General features: G+C 70.5%; 12 protein-coding genes. 7 read left to right on the top strand and 5 right to left on the bottom strand.

From position 1 onward, the window contains the following. The first annotated feature begins 172 nt into the window (after positions 1 to 172). On the top strand, positions 173 to 1,543 hold the full coding sequence (locus D7Y13_RS09900) for an AHH domain-containing protein (protein WP_120584023.1): 1,371 nt from the start codon (positions 173 to 175) through the stop codon (positions 1,541 to 1,543). Positions 1,544 to 1,558: 15 nt separating this feature from the next. Then, a complete protein-coding gene (locus tag D7Y13_RS47115) occupies positions 1,559 to 2,806 on the top strand; it encodes an imm11 family protein (protein WP_120584022.1) in 1,248 nt (415 codons plus the stop codon). 10 nt (positions 2,807 to 2,816) lie between these two features. On the opposite strand, the gene D7Y13_RS09890 is transcribed toward D7Y13_RS47115, so the two are convergent. After that, positions 2,817 to 4,484: an alpha-amylase family glycosyl hydrolase gene (locus D7Y13_RS09890; RefSeq protein WP_120584021.1), complete on the bottom strand. Its 1,668-nt coding sequence runs from the start codon at positions 4,482 to 4,484 to the stop codon at positions 2,817 to 2,819. Between the two features lie 90 nt (positions 4,485 to 4,574). Here D7Y13_RS09890 and D7Y13_RS09885 point away from each other — a divergent pair, with 90 nt between their 5' ends. From D7Y13_RS09885 to D7Y13_RS09875, 3 genes are all read left to right on the top strand, one after another. Then, entirely contained in the window at positions 4,575 to 5,915 is a 1,341-nt protein-coding gene (locus tag D7Y13_RS09885) for a DUF4032 domain-containing protein (RefSeq protein WP_120584020.1), read from the top strand. 185 nt (positions 5,916 to 6,100) lie between these two features. Then, complete coding sequence (locus D7Y13_RS09880) at positions 6,101 to 7,510, top strand: di-heme oxidoreductase family protein (RefSeq protein ID WP_233595605.1); 1,410 nt, start codon at positions 6,101 to 6,103, stop codon at positions 7,508 to 7,510. Between the two features lie 154 nt (positions 7,511 to 7,664). After that, complete coding sequence (locus D7Y13_RS09875; RefSeq protein WP_120535608.1) at positions 7,665 to 8,495, top strand: hypothetical protein; 831 nt, start codon at positions 7,665 to 7,667, stop codon at positions 8,493 to 8,495. 32 nt (positions 8,496 to 8,527) lie between these two features. On the opposite strand, the gene D7Y13_RS09870 is transcribed toward D7Y13_RS09875, so the two are convergent. Next, positions 8,528 to 10,357 carry a metallophosphoesterase gene (locus tag D7Y13_RS09870; RefSeq protein ID WP_199732796.1) on the bottom strand — a complete coding sequence of 610 codons (1,830 nt, stop codon included), beginning with the start codon at positions 10,355 to 10,357 and terminating at the stop codon, positions 8,528 to 8,530. 165 nt (positions 10,358 to 10,522) lie between these two features. Between D7Y13_RS09870 and D7Y13_RS09865 the strand changes: the two genes are divergently transcribed. Next, complete coding sequence (locus tag D7Y13_RS09865; protein WP_120584018.1) at positions 10,523 to 10,984, top strand: acyl-CoA thioesterase; 462 nt, start codon at positions 10,523 to 10,525, stop codon at positions 10,982 to 10,984. A gap of 96 nt (positions 10,985 to 11,080) precedes the next feature. Then, positions 11,081 to 12,298 carry a GAF domain-containing sensor histidine kinase gene (locus D7Y13_RS09860; RefSeq protein ID WP_120584017.1) on the top strand — a complete coding sequence of 406 codons (1,218 nt, stop codon included), beginning with the start codon at positions 11,081 to 11,083 and terminating at the stop codon, positions 12,296 to 12,298. A 16-nt stretch (positions 12,299 to 12,314) separates the two neighbouring features. Here the strand turns inward: D7Y13_RS09860 and D7Y13_RS09855 are convergent, their stop codons facing one another. Genes D7Y13_RS09855 through ptsP form a run of 3 tightly spaced genes read right to left on the bottom strand, consistent with a single transcriptional unit; the run spans position 12,315 to position 17,886 of the window. Next, complete coding sequence (locus tag D7Y13_RS09855) at positions 12,315 to 14,402, bottom strand: PTS fructose-like transporter subunit IIB (RefSeq protein WP_167508734.1); 2,088 nt, start codon at positions 14,400 to 14,402, stop codon at positions 12,315 to 12,317. Positions 14,403 to 14,431: 29 nt separating this feature from the next. Next, entirely contained in the window at positions 14,432 to 15,388 is a 957-nt protein-coding gene (pfkB, locus tag D7Y13_RS09845; RefSeq protein WP_120630668.1) for a 1-phosphofructokinase, read from the bottom strand. Further along, complete coding sequence (gene ptsP / locus D7Y13_RS09840; protein WP_120584825.1) at positions 15,385 to 17,886, bottom strand: phosphoenolpyruvate--protein phosphotransferase; 2,502 nt, start codon at positions 17,884 to 17,886, stop codon at positions 15,385 to 15,387. Before ptsP ends, pfkB begins: the two co-directional genes overlap by 4 nt. Positions 17,887 to 18,064 lie beyond the last annotated feature (178 nt).

Here is an 18,064-nt window from a genome sequence, read left to right as displayed (position 1 = left end):
CGGGGGATGCGGGCGGTTCCGTGCCCTGATGTTCGCGGTCGGATGCGGTACGTCCCGCGCTGCGTCCTCGTATTGTCGGATGTGTTTGGGCGGATGCACGCATGCCGACGCGCTACTGCTCTCTGCGTGAGGGGCGTGGCTGTCGTGCAGTTGGCGTGCACAGGATGCGTCCATGTCCTTGTGTCGGAGCTGGGCCGTCGCGGTGGTGCTGGTGCTGCTGGGCACGGGGTGTTCGGCGGCGCGCGTCGTGCGCCTGGACACGGGACGGGGCGCGGCTGTCGTCCACTCGCCGCGGCCGGAGAGCGCTCCGGCGGGGTTGGAGGAGGACGCGTTCGCGGAGGCGGTGAAGACGCTGGCGGAGGATGCGCCGGTGTCCGTGCGTCCGAGGGAAGAGGCGTACCGGCTGTTCGCGGGCTCCTTCTCTTCGAAGGCGTACTCCCGGGTCCGGGGGCGCCTGGGATTGGTGTCCGTGGAGGAGCCTCCACGCTTGCGACTGTTGGGGGAGGAGGACGGTGCGGACGCGGAGCTGGCGCGCGCCTACGGGCGGTGGTGTCAGCGCAAGCAGACGCCTGGGGACTGTCTCCAGTTGCTGGAGGTGAGGCCGACGCTGGATGAGGACGCGCGGCGCACGCTGGCGTTCGCCATTGCCTTGGATGCGGTGTGGGAGGAGACGGCGGAGGCGCTGGTGGGGATGACGAACCGGGAGGCGGTGCTCGCCACCGTCGTGGCGACGGGGACGGTGTACCTGTGCCTGTGGGCACTGCCGGAGCCGGTGTCGAAGGGGGTCGCGGCGGTGATGACGGTGGTGCTGATTGGCTACCTGGGCATCGACACGGTGTTGGACCTCATCCGGGGATGGAGGGTGCTGTCCGAGCAGGTGAGGGTGGCCAGGAGCTTCGATGAAGTGCGCGACGCGGGGGAGCAGTACGGGGAGGTGCTGGGAGAAAACGCGGCGCGGGCCTTCGTGATGCTGGCCACGGCGGCGGTGGGCAGCACGGCGCAGACGCTGGCCTCGAAGGTGCCGGTGCTGCCGGGTTCAGGACAGGCCGCGGTGGTGGCGGCGGAGCAGGCCGGGGTGCGGTTGGGTGCGGTGGCGCAGGTGGAGTCGGTGGCGGTGGCCACGGATGGAGTCATCACCCTGGCCCTGGCGCCGACCGCGATGGCGATGGCGGCGCGGGAAGAAGGGGGCCCTCCTGTCGCGAGTGGTGTGGATGGCGAGGGACATGAGCACCACATCGCTTCGAACAAGTGGTGGAGCGCTACGAACCGTGGTGGGCCGTGGTCTCCGCAGTTCCAGAAGATCTTCGACAAGGCAGGCATGTCTCTCGATGATCCGGCGAACAAAGTGCGGGTTCCAGGGCACAAAGGGCCTCACCCTCGGGAGTACCACGAGGAGGTCTTGCGGACCTTGAATCGGCTGACGAAAGATTGCAGCTCCACGGAGCGATGTAGGGCGGCGCTGACGAAGGCACTGGAGGGGCTCGCCAAGGAGATCCGCGCGCCGAATACCAAGTTGAATCGGTTGATTACGGGCGGTGAGTGACGCAGAAGGTGCTCCATGGCAGTGCGATACTTTGATCTTGCCGAAGATGTAGCTGAAGGCTTCTGGTGCCTGGGACATCCCCTGGACTCTGAGGGACGAGAACTCGATGATCCCTGGCAGTTCACAAGAGGGGCACCGGCGCACTTCACGGGGCAAGTCCGCTTTCCTCTGAGTCTCGAGGGGAAGGCGCGCGACTTCTCGCACGCTGCATTTGGCACTCCCGTCGTCCATGCCAGAGTGGCGTCCCTCTTCAAGGAGCTGGCTCCTGAGGGCGTGGAGCTGATTCCTGTCGAGGTCGACTCCCACTCCGGTCCGTACTTCATTCTCAATGCCACCCGCGCGATTGCCTGCGTCGACGTCGAAGCCTCGGAGGAGGTGAATTACTGGAAGGAAGAGGACGGCTTCCCGGAGAAGGTTGGAACCTTTTTTTCGCTCTACGGGATGCGCATCGACCCGTCGAAGGTGGGCGATGCGAAGGTGTTCCGTCCCTCGGAATGGGATGTCGCTCTCATTGTGTCCGAGGACATCAAGGAGGCGATGGAACGCGCAGGCATCACGGGTGCGAAGTTCAAGGAGGTGACCGGTCCCAGCACCGTCGACCCCGTGATGCGCGCGGAGACGAAGAAGCGCCGTGAACTGTGGGATCAGGCGCAAGCTGCCCGTGAGTCTTTCTGGCGTGGGCTGGGCACGCTGGAGGCGGGGTCCGTTATCTCCATGGTCCTGGGCGGTGACTGGCCCGCGGGAAGCCAGGCGTGGCGGGTCATCCGCCGCCCTTCAGGAAACACGCTGGTGGTGACGGACGGCCTGTCCGCCCCCTTCGCGGACATCCTGGACCGGCCCACCGCAGGCTTCGGGTTCGAGCTCGCCATGGAGACGCCGGAGCCGTTGCCGGACCTGGAGAAGAGCTGGCTGGTGCAGTTGCTCGAACGCGTGGGCAACGAGCTTGCGGGCCACGAGAAGCTGCGTGGCGCGCTGGAGCGCGGAACCCTGTCCATGGAGGTGGCCGGGACGCACCTGCCCGAAACACTGCTCACCCAGGAAGGGCGCGCGGCGGTGCTGCTGGGCATGGCGACGGACTCCCTGCCCGCGCGCTTCCCGGTGCCCGGAGGCGACGTGCGGCTGGTGACCGTGAAGGCGCTGCTCCCGTCGGAGCTGAAGTGGATGCTCCAGCAGGGCCGGGGCGGCGCGGCGGAGCTGGCGCGGCGGTTCACCGAAGCGGGAGACGGCCATGTCTCCCGCTCCTGGCGACAGCCCGTCGTCTGACGGAACGTGCCTACTGCACCCGCCAGATGCCGGTGCCGCGCGCGGGCACGGTCGTCTTCCAGGCCCCCGAGCCCCCCGTGGGCGGCGACACGCCGGTGTCCGTGAACAGGGGCTCCACCGCCGTGCCCTCCACGTCGAAAGGCCCTGCCGTGACCTGCGCGTTGGAGAAGTTGTGCACCACCAGCACCCGCTCGTCGTCCACCGTTCGCACGAACGCGAGCGTGGCGGACGGGCCTGTCGTCGGTGTGAAGAGGCGCAGGTCGCCCGTGCGCAGCGCCTCCGAACCCTGACGCGCGCGCAGCAGCGCCTTGTAGCGCGACAACAGCGAGCCCGGCGCGGCCTTCTGCGTCTCCACGTTGGCCGCGTCCTTCCCGCTGGAGAAGCCGTACCACGGCGAGCCCGTGGTGAAGCCTCCGCCCGCCGCGGACGTCCACGGCATCGGCGTGCGCTTGGACTCGTCGTTGTTGGCCGCGCCGTTGCCCAGCCCCACCTCCTCGCCGTAGTAGAGGAACGGCGCGCCCGGCAGCGTCAGCAGCACCGCCGCCGCCAGCCCCAGCTTCGAGGTGTCACCGGAGAACTGTGTCGCCACGCGCACCATGTCGTGGTTGGTGAGGAAGGGCGCATCCACCACCCCGGCCGGGTAGTTGTTGCGCATCTCCAGGAACTTCGACGCCACGCCCCCGGCGTTGCCCGAGTTGATGCCCGCCAGCACCCGCTCCGACAGCGGGAAGTTGAAGTTGATGGGCAGCTCATCCCCGCCCGGCACCTGCGCCGTGGAGCCGTAGTACTTCGCCACCGACGGGGTCTCGCTCCAGTTCTCCCCCACCAGCACCGCGTCCGGCTTCACCGAGCGCACGTGCGCGGCGAACTCCTTCCAGAACGCGTGCGTCTCCGCCGTGTCCGACTGTCCGGCGCCGCCGCCCGTCTCGATGAGGTAGCGGGCCGCGTCCAGCCGGAAGCCGTCCACGCCGCGCGACAGCCACACCGTGGCCAGGCGCTTGACCTCCTCGCGCACCGCGACCGTCTGGAGGTTGAGGTCCGGCATCCCGCTCCAGAACACGCCGTAGTACCAGGCGCCGTTGCGCTCGTGCCACGTGTCCGTCTGCGAGAAGGCGGGGTCCCACGGCTGCTTCCACGCCGGGTTGTTGGCCCGCCACTGATACCAGTCCCGCTTCGCCGACTGCGGTGACGACGCCGACTCCACGAACCACGGGTGCGCGGAGCTGCTGTGATTGATGACGAAGTCCAGGATGACGCGCATGCCCCGGCGGTGCGCTTCGTCACACAGCTTCTGCAGGTCCTCCAGCGTGCCGTACGCGGGCTGGATGCGCTCGTAATCGACGACGTCGTAGCCGTGGTAGCTGGGCGACGCGAACACCGGCATCAACCACAGCGCGTCCACGCCCAGGTCGTCCGTCGTCGCCGGATTGCCGTCGTTCAGGTAGTCCAGCCGCGAGATGAGCCCCGGCAGGTCGCCCACGCCGTCGCCGTTGGAGTCCTGGAAGCTGCGGACGAAGACTTCATAGAACACCGCGCCCCGGTACCAACCATCACCCGCGGGCGCGGCGAGCGTCACGGTGCCCGGCGCGGGCGGAGAGACGGTGGGCGGGGGCGAGGAGCGCGCGCAAGCCGACAGCAGGGCCGCGCTGAACAGGGAGAGGCCGCGGAGGGGACGCATGGTCCCTAGCTCTAACAGCGAACGTTCCACCCCGGCCAGCGCCCGCGCCGCGTGAAGCGCGCTCCCCAGGACAGTAGGCTTGTGGCCGCCATGTCCCACCCCGTGCGCCGCCTCCACTCCCTGCACATCCGACAGGGACACCCGGACTTCCTCGACCTGCCATGGGAGCTGCCCCTGGAGGCGTGGCCGGAGCGTTCACCCCGGGTGGTGGAGGTGCCGCGCGGCCTGTCCCGGCACGTGGTGGTGTTCATCAGCTACGGCGCCACCATCTACGCCTTCAAGGAGACGCCCGCGCGCGTGGCCCAGCGCGAGTATGACTTGTTGCGCGGCCTGGAGGAGCGCCGGCTGCCGTCGGTGGTCCCCGTGGGGCTGGCGGTCCAGACGGAGGCGGGTGGCGAGTCCTCCGCGCCGGATGACCGCCCCGGGGTGCTCATCACGCAATACCTGGCCTCGTCGCTGCCGTACCGCGCGCTGTTCATGCACCAGGGCCTGGAGCGCTACCGTTCGCGGCTGCTGGACGCGATGGCGGGCCTGCTGGTGCGCCTGCATCTGGGCGGCTTCTTCTGGGGCGACTGCTCGCTCTCCAACGTGCTCTTCCGCCGCGACGCGGGCGAATTGCAGGCGTACGCGGTGGACGCGGAGACGTCCGAGCTGCACGAACAGCTCTCCTCCGGCCAGCGGGAGATGGACCTGCAGATCATGGAGGAGAACGTCGCGGGGGGACTCGCGGACCTGGCCGCGCGCGTGGCGCTGCCCGAGGAGCTGGAGGACTGGCAGGAGACCGCCACCAGCATCCGCCAGCGCTATGAGCGGCTGTGGGCTGAAATCAACCGTGAGCTCATCCTCCAGCCGCACGAGAGCTACCGCATCCATGAGCGCATCCGCACGCTCAACGACCTGGGCTTCTCCGTGGGCGAGGTGGAGCTGCTGGCGAACGGACAGGGCAGCCAGCTGCGCATGCGCACCATCGTGACGGACCGCGAGTACCACCGGCACCAGCTCCACACGCTCACCGGCATCGTCGCGGAGGAGCGTCAGGCGAGCCTGCTGCTCAACGAGATGCAGGAGATGAAGGCCACGCTGACGCGCAAGCTGGACCGCAGCGTGCCCCTGAGCGTGGCCGCGTTCCGCTGGCTGGACGAGCGCTACCACCCCACGCTGTCGCGCCTGCAGAAGGACCTGGGCCGCGCGGCGGACACCGCGGAGCTCTACTGCCAGGTGCTGGAGCACAAGTGGTTCCTGTCCGAGCGCGCGAAGCGCGACGTGGGCCTGGACGCGGCGCTCCAGGATTACGTGACGCTCAATCGCAAACAGCCCGGCATCGCGCCGCTCCTGGAGGATGCGTCGCGGGCCGCGAGCGCGGAGGCGGAGGCGGAGGACCCCGCCGCGGCCGTCCTGGAGTCCCAGCTGCCCCCCAGGTCGAACGTCTGAGGTCAGCTTTGACCATGTAGCCTGGGAAGTCACGTTTCGACGCAGGCTGTGGATTTCAATGTCACACGCACCGCATCATCGGACGCCATGACAGGCATTGTGCCCGGGGAACCGCTGCCCCGGCTTCTGGCACGCGGCATGTAGGGTGACACCGTGGGGGGCCTTGTGCCCGCCGCGCGCGAACCATGCCCTCTTCCCGAAACCGCTGGTGGATGACGTCGCTGGGAGCCGCCCTGGGCCTGTTGCTGTCGGCCGCGGCGCCTCCTCCGGAGCCGGACCTCCAGGCCCCGGCGGAGGACCCGCGCAAGGTGCCCGCCGCGCGCTCCGGGGGCGCGACGACGGTCTACGACACCTCGCACAACGCCTTTGGCCGGGCCCTGGCGAACATGGACCCGGGCCGCTGGACGCCGATGGCCGACGGCAAGCGGCTGTTCATGAAGGACTGGAGCCGGGCACCCCAGGCGGTCGCGGGCCCGCTGTCGAACGCCGCCCGGTGCAATGGCTGTCATTTCAAGGACGGCCGGGGACGGCCGCTGGCGGAGCTGGGCACGGAGGCGCCGCTGCTCGTGCGCCTGAGCGTGCCGTCGCGCCGCGTCCCGGGGGGCGTCCCCGAGCCGACCTACGGTGGTCAGTTCAACGACCGGTCCATCCCGGGCGTGCCCGCGGAGGGCGCGCTGGAGGTGGCGTACGCGGAGGTTCCCGGCACGTACCCGGATGGCGCTGGCTATGTCGTGCGCCGGCCCGACGTACGGCTGGCCCGGCTGGCCTACGGCAAGCTCTCCGCGCACACGCAGCGCTCGGCGCGCATCTCCTCGCCCGTGTTCGGCCTGGGCCTGCTGGAGGCCGTTCCCGAAGAGGACATCCTGGCGCTGGCGGATCCGGACGACCGCGACGGGGACGGCGTCTCCGGCCGGCCCAACCGCGTGGTCGACGCGCGCACGGGAGCTGCGCGCCTGGGCCGCTTCGGCTGGAAGGCCAACCAGCCCTCGGTGCGGCAGCAGGCGGCCCGGGCCTTCTCGGAGGACCTGGGGCTGACATCCCCCCTGTACCCGGAGCGCACCTGCACCGCGAAGCAGGCCCGCTGCCGCGCGCAGGCGGCGCCGGAGGGGCACGTGCTGGACGACGCGGCCCTGGACAGCGTGACGCTCTATCTGCGCGTGCTGGCGGTGCCCGCGCGCCGCGACGTGGCCGACCCCACGGTGCTGCGCGGGCAGGCCCTGTTCCAGCAGGTGGGCTGCGCCACCTGCCACCGACCGACCCTGCGCACCGGCGACGTGGCCGACCTCCCGGAGCTGTCGCGGCAGGACCTCCAGCCGTTCACGGACCTGCTGCTGCACGACATGGGCGAGGGGCTCGCGGACGGACGGCCCGACGCGGAGGCCAGCGGCTCCGAGTGGCGCACGCCGCCCCTGTGGGGCCTGGGCCTGCTGGAGGCCGTCAACCGCCAGGTGCGCATGCTCCACGACGGCCGCGCGCGCACCTTCGAGGAGGCCATCCTGTGGCATGGCGGCGAGGCCGCGGGCGCGAAGGAGCGCTTCACCCGGCTGGAGCGCGGGGAGCGTGAGGCGCTCGTGACCTTCCTGCGCTCGCTCTGACGGCATGTCTGTGTATCCGGACGCGCTACAAAGCCTTGCACCGTTTTGACGCACTTCCCTCTGAGGACCTGGAAATCGGATTGATGGCACGGCGCATGAAGACACCCGGTGCGCGCTTCCATGGATTACCCGTGGAGCGCCTCCGGAGTCCCCCATGCGTCTTTTCAACCGTCTTGCCCAGTCCAGCCTGGCCGCGTTGTTCGTCGTGGCCCTTCCGTTCGCGCAGGCGCAGGCCGAGGAGTGCGTGACCTTCAATGGCATCAATCACTGTGGGATGGGGAAGGCGCAGCTGAGGCTGAACGGGAAGGAGCTGCAGGTCGTGTCTCCGTACGGGGCCGCCGAGGACGGCGTGGCCATCTTCACGGAGGGGTCCACGGTCTGGAGCGCGGGCTTCCGCAGCCAGCCCTCGGGCCAGGGCGTGGAGCAGACGGTGCTGACGGGTGAGTCCGAAGGCGCGGCGGCCAGCACCGCCACCCTCCGGACCGAAGGAGGCCGGACGTCCTATGCGGCCACCTTCACGGCGGCGACGCCGGACCAGTCCACGTACACGGCGACGGTGTATTCGCAGGGGCAGCGCGTGGCCTCCGTGAGTGGCGTGCGCTACGGCGACGTGGGCGTCACGCAGGTGCCGGGCCGGGTCATCAGCGGCATCACGCCGACCTGCACGAACCAGGGCTACAGCGCCTGTATGGCGTCGTGCACCTACGCCAACTGCAACTACTGCACCGTCCCGTGCCGTCGCACCTTCCACCGCCTGGAACTCAGCGGCGCCTGTGTCTGGAGCATGCAGGTGGAGCGGGCGAACTTCCAGCTGGCGCAGCTGGGCGCCGCCGCGCAGGTCGTCGAGGGTGACATGGTGGAGCTGACCGAGGAGATTGATCCGAGCGGCAGCTACCCGTACGTGAACTTCGACCGCATCCTCGTCCAGAGCACGGCGAAGGTCACGACGCTCACGGACGTGCAGGCGAACGGCAACACGAAGTAGTCACCGTCGCATGTCGGCCGCCCCTCCGTGCTTCAGATGCGGATGGGCGGCTCGATGAGGAACGGCTCGGTGGCCTTCGGGTCATCCGGGTCGAACGCGGGCGCCAGGGGCCCCGCGCCCGTGGGCTTCCACCTGCGGGGCACGCGCTCCAGGCCCACCGGGTAGATGGTCAGCGCCCCGTCCTTGCCAATGCGCATGCGCAGGAAGTTCTTCCAGTCCGGCAGCGCGAGCGAACCGAAGGCCTCGTTGGAGTGCGCGCCGAAGAAGTTCACGCACACCCAGAGGTAGAGGCCGGTGATGAACGGGCCCACGAGGAAGCCGCCCACGAACGTGAAGCCACAGGAGAAGAGGAACTTGCCGGCCAGGTGCGCCCACCCGTCCACGCAGTGCGCGCCGTCTGGCATCAGCGTGGGACAGATGCCCAGCTTGCTCACCGTGAGGTAGGTGCCTCCCCACGCGACGAAGAACGCCGCCGCGATGTGCGCGGCGCCGTGCAGGACTCCCAGCAGCGCGCGCCACCGGCCGAGCGCCGCGTCCGCGAGCCCGGTGAGCCCGCCCACCGTCACCAGCCCGAGGATGAGCGTCCACGGGCGGTTGACCATGCTGTTGCCCACCGCCGTCAGCACCTCCGGCAGTTGGGCCAGGCCCAGGCCTCCCACCTCCGCGTAGGCCGCCAGCGCGAGCAGCAGGTACCACAGGCCGGTGATGAGGCCGAACAGCGGGCTGTAGCGGATGAGCCACAAATTCTTGAGCGCGAGCTTCCGGGAGGTGGCTTCGTCCGGGAAGCTCTTGCGCAGCGTGGAGCCGTCGCGCAGCACGGGCGCCGCGGGCGCGTGCGTGGGGTGCATGAACGCGCCGCCGCCGCCCGCGGTGATGCGGTGCTGGCCGGTGTCGTCCTCGTGCCGGCGGTAGTGGTGCAGGTCGCCCGCGAGGAACACGCAGATGCGCCGCCCGAGCACCTTCTCCTCCAGGTACTCCAGGTTGTTCTCCAGGTAGCTGCCCTTGTTGCGCCGCGAGGCCGCCGCGAGAATCCAGGCGGGCTCCGCGTTGCAGAGGATGACGCGGTCCTTGGGGCCCATCTGCTCGGCCACGTTGCGGAAGTACTCCACCTGGGGCACGTCGATGTCGCTGTTGAGCTGCACGTCCGTGCCGATGAGCCACCAGTCGTGCGGCAGCTTCAGCGCGAAGTAGCTGCGGCTCTGGCGCGTCCTTCGCCCGGCCACCCACCGCTGCGCGCAGAACAGCCGCATGAAGGCGGACAGCCCGTCGTACCAGTCGTGGTTGCCCGGGATGACGAACAGGTCCGGGTGGGGCGCCTGCGAGCGGCGCATGGCGGCCTCGTAGGGCTGCACCGTGCGCTCCTCGTAGGTTTCGCGGCTGGCGCCCGGATAGACTTCATCACCGCCGAACACCAGCACCCGGCCGCGCGGCGTGGTGTGCACCGTCTTGCCGTCCTCCTCCGGCAGCTTCAGCTCCGGCAGCGCCAGCAGGCGCGCCACCGCGTAGGTGGAGTCCCAGCCGTCACCGATGTCGGAGACGTAGTCGAGCCACAGGTCGCCGTCCGCGCCGGCCTCCTCCGAGTAGTCGAAGTAGGGCGCCTGCGGCCGCACCACCGCTTCGATGAGCCGGTGGTCCGCGCGCGCGCCGAACACCGTGGCCACCACCGCGTCCAGGCCCGTGCGCAGCACCTGGGTGGGATGCAGCCAGCGCACCATGTCCGCGTGCTTCTGCGGCTTGGTGGCGGTGGCGCTGCCGCGCTCGCGCACGAGGTGCGGCGGCGAGGGCAGGGGGCCCGGGTCCTCCCAGGGCGCGGGCGTGTCGTCGCGACGGGCCCCTCCGGGCCGCGTGGGTTCACCCGCCATGGTGGGGACCCGGCAGAGCGGAGGAGGACTGCGGAATAAAAAGCGGCGCCAGGGCGGACCAGAGAGCCATGCACCCCTGGCTTAGCATGTCCGCCCGGGATGCCTGGAGGGCAGGCGGGCATGGTTTCCGTTCCCTGGTGGGACGGTCCTTGCGAGCATGGGGGCATGTCGGATGCGCCCCTGAAGGACTTCCCCGTCGTCGTGCCCTTCCCCGTGCACTGGAGCGAGATGGACGCCTACGGGCACGTGAACAACGCCCGCACGTTCACCTGGTTCGAGTCCGCGCGCATCGCGTACATGGCCCGGGTGGGGCTGGTGGGGCCGTCCGCGGCGGGCAGGGACACGACGGTGGACGGGATTGGTCCCATCCTGGCGAACACGCACGCGGACTACGTGCGGCCGGTGGTGTTTCCGGTGAACCTGGTGGCGGGGGCGCGCGTCACGCGCGTGGGCAATTCCTCCATCACCTTCGAGCACGCGGTGGCGGGCGCGGAGGACGGCGTGGTGTACACGCGAGGTGGCTCCATCGTCGTGACGCTGCGCTACGCCACGAACGAGAAGGTGCCGGTGCCCCCGCACATCCGCGCGGCCATCGAGGCGTTGGAAGGCCGCTTGTCTGGCGGCTAGGGGCAGCGTGCTGGCGGTCGTTGTGTCGGGCGACCACCGTCATCGGCCGGGCATGGCCCGGGCTCCGTCTGGAGTTGAGTTTCGCGAGAAAAAACCATGGCCCGTCTGCCTCCCGCGAATCCCAACATCCTCCCCGTGAAGAGCCTGATGTCGGACGTCGAGGCCATTGGCCGCATCGACGCGGTGAAGACGGTGCTGCGGGTGCTGACCCAGACCACGGGCCTGCGGCTGGCGGTGGTGGCCCGGGTGACGCCGGAGTCGTGGACGTGCTGCGCGGTGCTGGACCAGATGAACTTCGGGTTGCAGGTCGGGGACACGCTGGTCATCTCCACGACGTTCTGCAACACGGTGCAATGCCTGGGGACGCCGCTGGTCGTCAGCCACGCGAGCCAGGATCCGCGCTTCAAGGACCATCCCGCGCCGAAGATGTACGGCATCGAGAGCTACATCGCGGTGCCGCTGTACCGGCGCAACGGGGAGTTCTTTGGGGTGATGTGCGCGCTGGACGCGAAGCCCGCGGACCTCACCGAGGACAAGGTGGAGGTCTTCCGCCACCTGGGGGACCTGGTGGGCTACCAGTTGGAGCAGGAAGAGGTGCTGAACGAGCGCGACACGCAGTTGCTGAGCGCGCACGAGGCCGCGCTCCTGCGTGAGCAGCTGATGGGCATTGTCAGCCATGACCTGCGCAACCCGCTCAATGCCATCTCGCTGGCGGCCACGACGTTGATGCGGCGCACGGACCTGGACGACCGGGCCCGGCGGGGGCTGCGGCGCATCCTGGATTCGTCGGACCGGGCGAACCGCCTCATCCTGGACCTGCTGGACTTCACCCACGTGCGCACGGGCCTGGCGTTGCCGGTGAATCCGAAGGCCATGGACCTGCATGAAATCACCCAGCAGGTGGTGGACGAGGTGCAGCTCACCGTTCCGGAGCGCACGCTGAACGTGGTGTGTAAAGGGGACGCGCGGGGAACGTGGGATCCGGATCGCGTCGCGCAGGTGCTGACCAACCTCATCACCAATGCGGTGCAGTACAGCGCCCCCAGCGCGCACATTCAGGTGGAGACGCGCGGCGAGGCCACGGAGGTCGTGCTGAGCGTGACCAACGCGGGCACGCCCATCCCGAAGGAGCTGCTGCCCGTGCTCTTCGAGCCGATGACCCGGGGCACCACGGAGGGCACCGAGCGCCGCAGCGTGGGACTGGGCCTGTTCATCGTGAACCAGATCGCCCTGGCGCACGGGGGGCAGGTGGATGTGGTGTCCACGGCGGAGACAGGCACCACCTTCCGGGTGCACCTGCCGCGCAGGGGCTGAGGGCCCTCCTTGATGCTTACGGCGTCGGCGTGTCGGTCAGGGGCCGCTTGAGCACGATGAGCGCGAGCGTGGTGGCCAGCGTTCCCGCGACCAGCGCCAGCACGTAGTAGCCCAGCGGCTGCACGGCGTTGGGGATGGCGAGCACGAAGACGCCGCCGTGTGGCGCCCGGAGCGCGCAGCCGAAGCCCATGGACACCGCTCCCGCGACGGCGGAGCCGAAGACGATGGACGGAATGACGCGCAGCGGGTCGCGGGCCGCGTAGGGGATGGCGCCCTCCGTGATGAACGCGAGCCCCAGCACCGCCGCCGCCTTGCCCGCCTCGCGCTCCTGGAGCGTGAAGCGGCTCTTCGCGACCACCGTGGCCAGCGCCAGTCCCAGCGGCGGCGTCATTCCCGCGACCATCACCGCGGCCATTGGCGTGAAGGTGCTGGAGCCCAGCAGGCCCACCGCGAAGGCATAGGCCGCCTTGTTGACCGGCCCTCCGGTGTCGAAGGCCACCATCGCTCCCAGCAACAGGCCCAGCAGCACCGCGTTCGTTCCGGACATGCCCGTGAGGAAGCGCGTGAGCGCCCCCATCAGCGCGGCGACGGGGGCTCCAATGACATACGTCATCAGCAGGCCCACGATGAGCGCGGAGAGCAGCGGGATGACCAGCACCGGCTTGAGTCCTTCCAGGTTCGCGGGCAACCGGATGCGGTCGCGCAGCGTGCGCGCCACGTAGCCCGCGAGGAACCCCGCCGCGATGCCGCCGAGGAACCCGGCGTTGAGCTGGTTCGCCAGCATGCCCCCGATGAACCCCGGTGCGAGCCCCGGACGGTCCGCGATGGAGTACGCGAGGTAGCCCGCGAGCGCGGGCACCATCAGCGCGAACGCCGCGTCTCCAATGCCCTTCAGCGCCGCGGGCAGCGTGCCGGGCTGCTTGTACGCGTCGATGCCGAACACGAACGACAGCGCCAGCAGGAGTCCGCCCGCGACGACGAAGGGCAGCATGAACGACACGCCCGTGAGCAGGTGCTTGTACGCGCCCGCGGGTTCGGCCTTCACGGGCACGCCGAGCGGTGGCGCCGCCACGGGACGGGTCGCGCTCATCGGTTCGGGCAGCGCGAGCGCCTGCTCCACCACGTGGTCCGCCTGCTTCAGCGCTTCACCCACGGAGGTCTGGAGCAGGCGCTTGCCAACGAAGCGCTCCGTGGAGACGTGCGTGTCCGCGCCGATGATGACCGCGTCCGCCTGCGCGATCTCCTCCGGCGTCAGCGTGTTCTTCGCGCCCACGGAGCCCTGGGTCTCCACCCGGATGGCGTAGCCCTTCGCCCGTGCCGCGCGCGTGAGGGCCTCCGCCGCCATGAAGGTGTGCGCGATGCCCGTGGGACAGGCCGTCACCGCGACCAGCGTGCCGGCGAGTGTGCCGGACGGAGGCGTGCGCGTCGGAGTGCCCGCGGGGTCGGCCCGGCGCGACGCTCCATCGAGGGGCAGCGTCACATCCGACGGAGACAGGGGCGTGGACGTCAACAGCCCGTGGGGCCGTGGGAAGGAAACCCCCGAGGACGGCTCGGTCGCGCGCGGCGTTCCCCCTTGGGGCGACGAGGCGCGTATCGGAGTGCCTGGGGCCTGCTCGGTCTGGCGCGGAGTTCCCGTGGAGAACTGCGAGGCGCGTGTCGAAGCGCCCAGGGCCTGTGGCGTTCCCGCGAGGGGCAGCGGGGCATCTTGAAACTGCGATGCGGCCTCCGTGCCTGCGCGGGCCGGGTCCGCTGAAGGGACTCCGTGCGCGGCGGCTTCCGCGCTGGCCGTCCGGTGCAGCGTGGCGCGGGCCACGGCCTCGTCGATGATGCGCTCGGTGTCCCGGATGGCCACCGCCGTGGAGGTGCGGACCAGCGGTTTGCCCACGAAGCGCGACTCGTCCACGGTGATGTCCGTGGCGAGAATGACCGCGTCCGCCTGCGCCACCGCCACCTCGTCGAGCGGGGTCCGCACGCCCTCCGCGCCACGCGTCTCCACCGCGAGGTCGTGCCCCTTGAGATCCGCCACGCGGCGCAGCGCCTCCGCCGCCATGAAGGTATGCGCGATGCCCGTGGGACAGGCGGTGACCGCCACCAGTTTCGCCATCGTCGTCGTGTCCTTGTCGTGCCGTCGTCTCAGGCGTTGCCCAACGGATGCATCCGCACCGCGCCCACCAATGCCGCCACCCGCTCCGGTGTCGGCGGCACCGGCCCCACCCTCGCCAGCTTCCCCGCCGCGAACGCCGTGCCCCGGCGCGCGCAGGTCTCCAGGTCGCTCCCATCCAGCCGCGCCGCCAGCACGCCCGCCACGAGCGCGTCGCCCGCGCCCACCGTGCTCGCCACCTCCACCGGCGGCGGCAGTGCCCGCCACGCCCCGTCGTGCGACACGAACAGCGCCCCCTCCGCCCCCAGCGACACGACCACCAACCCGATGCCGCTCGCATGCAGCTCGCGCGCGGCCCGTCCCACGTCTCCCGGCGTCTTCAATGGACGCCCGAGCAGTTCCCCCAGCTCGTGCACGTTCGGCTTCACGAAGTCCGGCCGCGCGGCCACCGCGTGGCGCAGGGGCTCTCCACTGGTGTCCACCGCCACCACCGCGCCCCTCGCGCGCAGGCGCTCCGTCAGCGTGGCGTAGATGGTCGCGGGCACTCCGGCCGGCACGCTGCCCGACAGCACGAAGCAGCCGTGGTCCTCCGTCAGCGCGTCCAGCGTGGCCCCCAGCGCGTCCAGGGCCTCCTCCGGAACACGGAGCCCGGGCAGGTTCAGGTCCGTCACCGCGCCGCTCGTGCGGTCCACGACCTTGATGTTCACGCGGCTGGAGCCCAGCAGGCGCAGGCAGCGATCCTGGATGCCCCGGTCGTGGAACAACGCTTCGAACAGCGTCACGTTGTCCGCGCCCAGGAAGCCCGCCGCCGTCACCGGCCGGGAGCCTCCCGCGAGGAACGCCGCCACGTTGATGCCCTTGCCCCCCGGCGTGCGCGTCTCCGCCACCACGCGGTTGACGGCGCCCGCCGTGAAGCCCGGGCACTCCAGCGTTTGATCAATGGCCGCGTTCAAGGTGACGGTCACCACCCCCGGCTTCGTCGCCCTCATACCTTTGTTCCCTTCCTCGCCAGCAGGCCGCGCACCAACGCCCGCACCTCCGCCGCGTTGCCGCTGTCCAGGGCCTCGCGCGCCACCGCCTCCGCGTCCGCCATGGACAGGCCCCGCAGCAGCGCCTTCACCGACGGGATGCTGGGAATGGCGACGCTCAGCTCGGTGACGCCCAGACCGGACAGCACCACCGCGCCCGACGGGTCTCCGGCGATGCCTCCGCAGGCGCCCACCCAGATGCCCGCCTTCCGGGCCGCTCGCACCGTGAGGTCCACCATGCGCAGCACCGCCGGATGCAGACCATCCGCCAGGGGTGCCAGCACCGGGTGCTCCCGGTCCATCGCCAGCACGTACTGCGTCAGGTCGTTCGTGCCGATGGAGAAGAACGACACGTCCTTCGCCAGCCGGTCCGCCATCATCACCGCCGAGGGCACTTCAATCATGATGCCCACCTCCACCGGATCCGCGCCCACCTCCAGCCGCACGGACTCCGTGATGGCGCGGGCCTTCGCCAGCTCCTCGGGCATCGCGACCATCGGATACATGATGCGGACCGGGCCCTCCTTCGACGCTCGCAGGATGGCGCGCAACTGCGTGCGGAACAGGTCTTCGCGTTCAAAACACAGCCGGATGCCGCGCACGCCCAGGAAGGGGTTCTCCTCCGCCGGCAGCGACAGGTAGGGCACGTGCTTGTCGCCGCCGATGTCCAGCGTGCGCAGGATGAGGGGCAGGCCGTTGAGCGCGCGCACCATGGTGCGGTACGCGTGGAACTGCTCCTCCTCGTCGGGCGGGTTGTCGCGCTTGAGGAAGAGGAACTCCGTGCGCATCAGGCCCACGCCCTCGCCGCCCGCGTCGACGGCCTTCTGCGCTTCCGCGGCCTCGCTGATGTTCGCGGCCACCTCCACGCGCTTGCCGTCCAGCGTGATGGCGGGCCGGTAGCGCTCCAGCTTCTCCTCCTCGCGCCGGGCCTGGGTGCGCTCGCGCTGGTTCGCGGCCTTCGCGCGGTCCCGCTCCGACGGGCCCACCACGAGCACGCCCGCGTCGCCGTCCAGGATGCAGTGCTGTCCATTGCGCAGGTCCAGCAGCGACGGCCCCACCGCCACCACCGCCGGCAGGTCGAGCGAGCGCGCGATGATGGCCGTGTGCGACGTGGTGCCGCCGCCCACCGTGCACAGGCCCAGCACCATCGCGGGGTCCAGCTTCGCGGTGTCCGACGGCGCCAGGTCCTCCGCCAGCAGCACCACCGGGTGGTCCGGGAAGGTGGCCTCGCCCTCCACCACCTTCGCCAGGGGCCGCAGCACGCGCCGGCCCACGTCCCGCAGGTCGGCGGCTCGCGCGGCCAGGGTCGGTTCCGCCAGCCTGGCCAGCGAGTCAGCGCGGCTTTCGAAGACGCGGCGCCAGGACGCGCCCGCGCTCATCCCGGTGTCGATGTGGCCGTGCGTCTCCGACAACATCTCCGGGTCGTCCAGCAGCTCCAGGTGCGCCTTGAAGATGGCGGCCCGCTGCGCTCCGGCCTTCTGCAGGAAGCCCTCGTGCAGCTGACGCAGCTCCGCCGCCGCGCCCGCCAGGGATTCCTCCAGGCGGCGATGTTCCTGCGCGCTGTCGGGGGCGTGCTCCTCCACCTCCAGCCGCTCCCGCTGGAAGGCCCACACCGGCCCTGCGGCGATGCCCGGCGACGCGGACAGGCCCGCCACCAGCGTGCCCTCGTAGTCGAGCGTCACGGTGGCGGCCATCGGGGCCGCGTGCGCGGTGGGCGCGACGGCTTCCCCTTCGCCCAGACCGGACTGGAACGCGTCCCGGAGCGCGTCGAGCACCGCGTTCGCGTCATCCCCCGTCGCGGTGAGCGTCAGCGCCGTGCCGGCCCGAGCGCCCAGTTGCAGGAGCGACAGGAGGCTTCGCGCATTCGCCTGCCGTCCTTCGTGGTGCACGGTGACGTCCGCGCGGAAGCGGCGGATCACCTCCACCAGCACGGTGGCCGGGCGCGCGTGCAGGCCGTGCGGGGAAGGGGAGGTGACCTGGAGATGCGGCCCGTCGAACGTCACGACGGAGGCCTGGGGCTCTGGCGCGGCGGCGGCGCCGTTGAGCGCCTGGACGATGACGGCCGGATCCCGCGTGTGGGCCAGCGCTTCGGATTGGGTTTCATCACCCAGCACGCCGGTGAGGTTGGCGAGCACCTGGAGGTGTTCGTCGGACTTCGCCGCGATGCCCACCACGATGCGCGCGGAACCCTCCGGGCTCCACGGGACGCCGGCGGGAAACTGCACCACGACGACGCCCGTCTGGCGCACGTGGTCCCGCGCTTCAGGCAGACCGTGGGGAATCGCGATGCCGTGGCCCAGGTACGTCGCGGACACCTGTTCGCGCTTGAGCATGCTGTCGATGTAGCCGGGCGCGATGAAGCCCGACTCCACCATCACCTGCCCGACCATGCGGATGGCCTCCGCCTTGTTGGCGGCGGAGCGTCCCAGTCGGACCTGCGAGGGTGTCAACGTCAGCATCGGGGCTCCTTGGCGACCGCGGGGGACGACGGTGCATCCTGCCCCGGGATACCACCTCCGCCGGTTGAGTCCCCCAGGTCCCGTCTTCCCGGTAACAGCCCGCCGCAGGGAAAATCCGTGGAAGTCCGTGCGCCCGCCCGCACCGCGAGCATGGGCCCGCCCGCCAGCCAACGTCTCG

It is taken from the genome of Corallococcus praedator (assembly GCF_003612125.1).
Classification (GTDB): Bacteria; Myxococcota; Myxococcia; order Myxococcales; family Myxococcaceae; genus Corallococcus; species Corallococcus praedator.
This window is presented reverse-complemented; position numbering and strand designations above follow the sequence as displayed.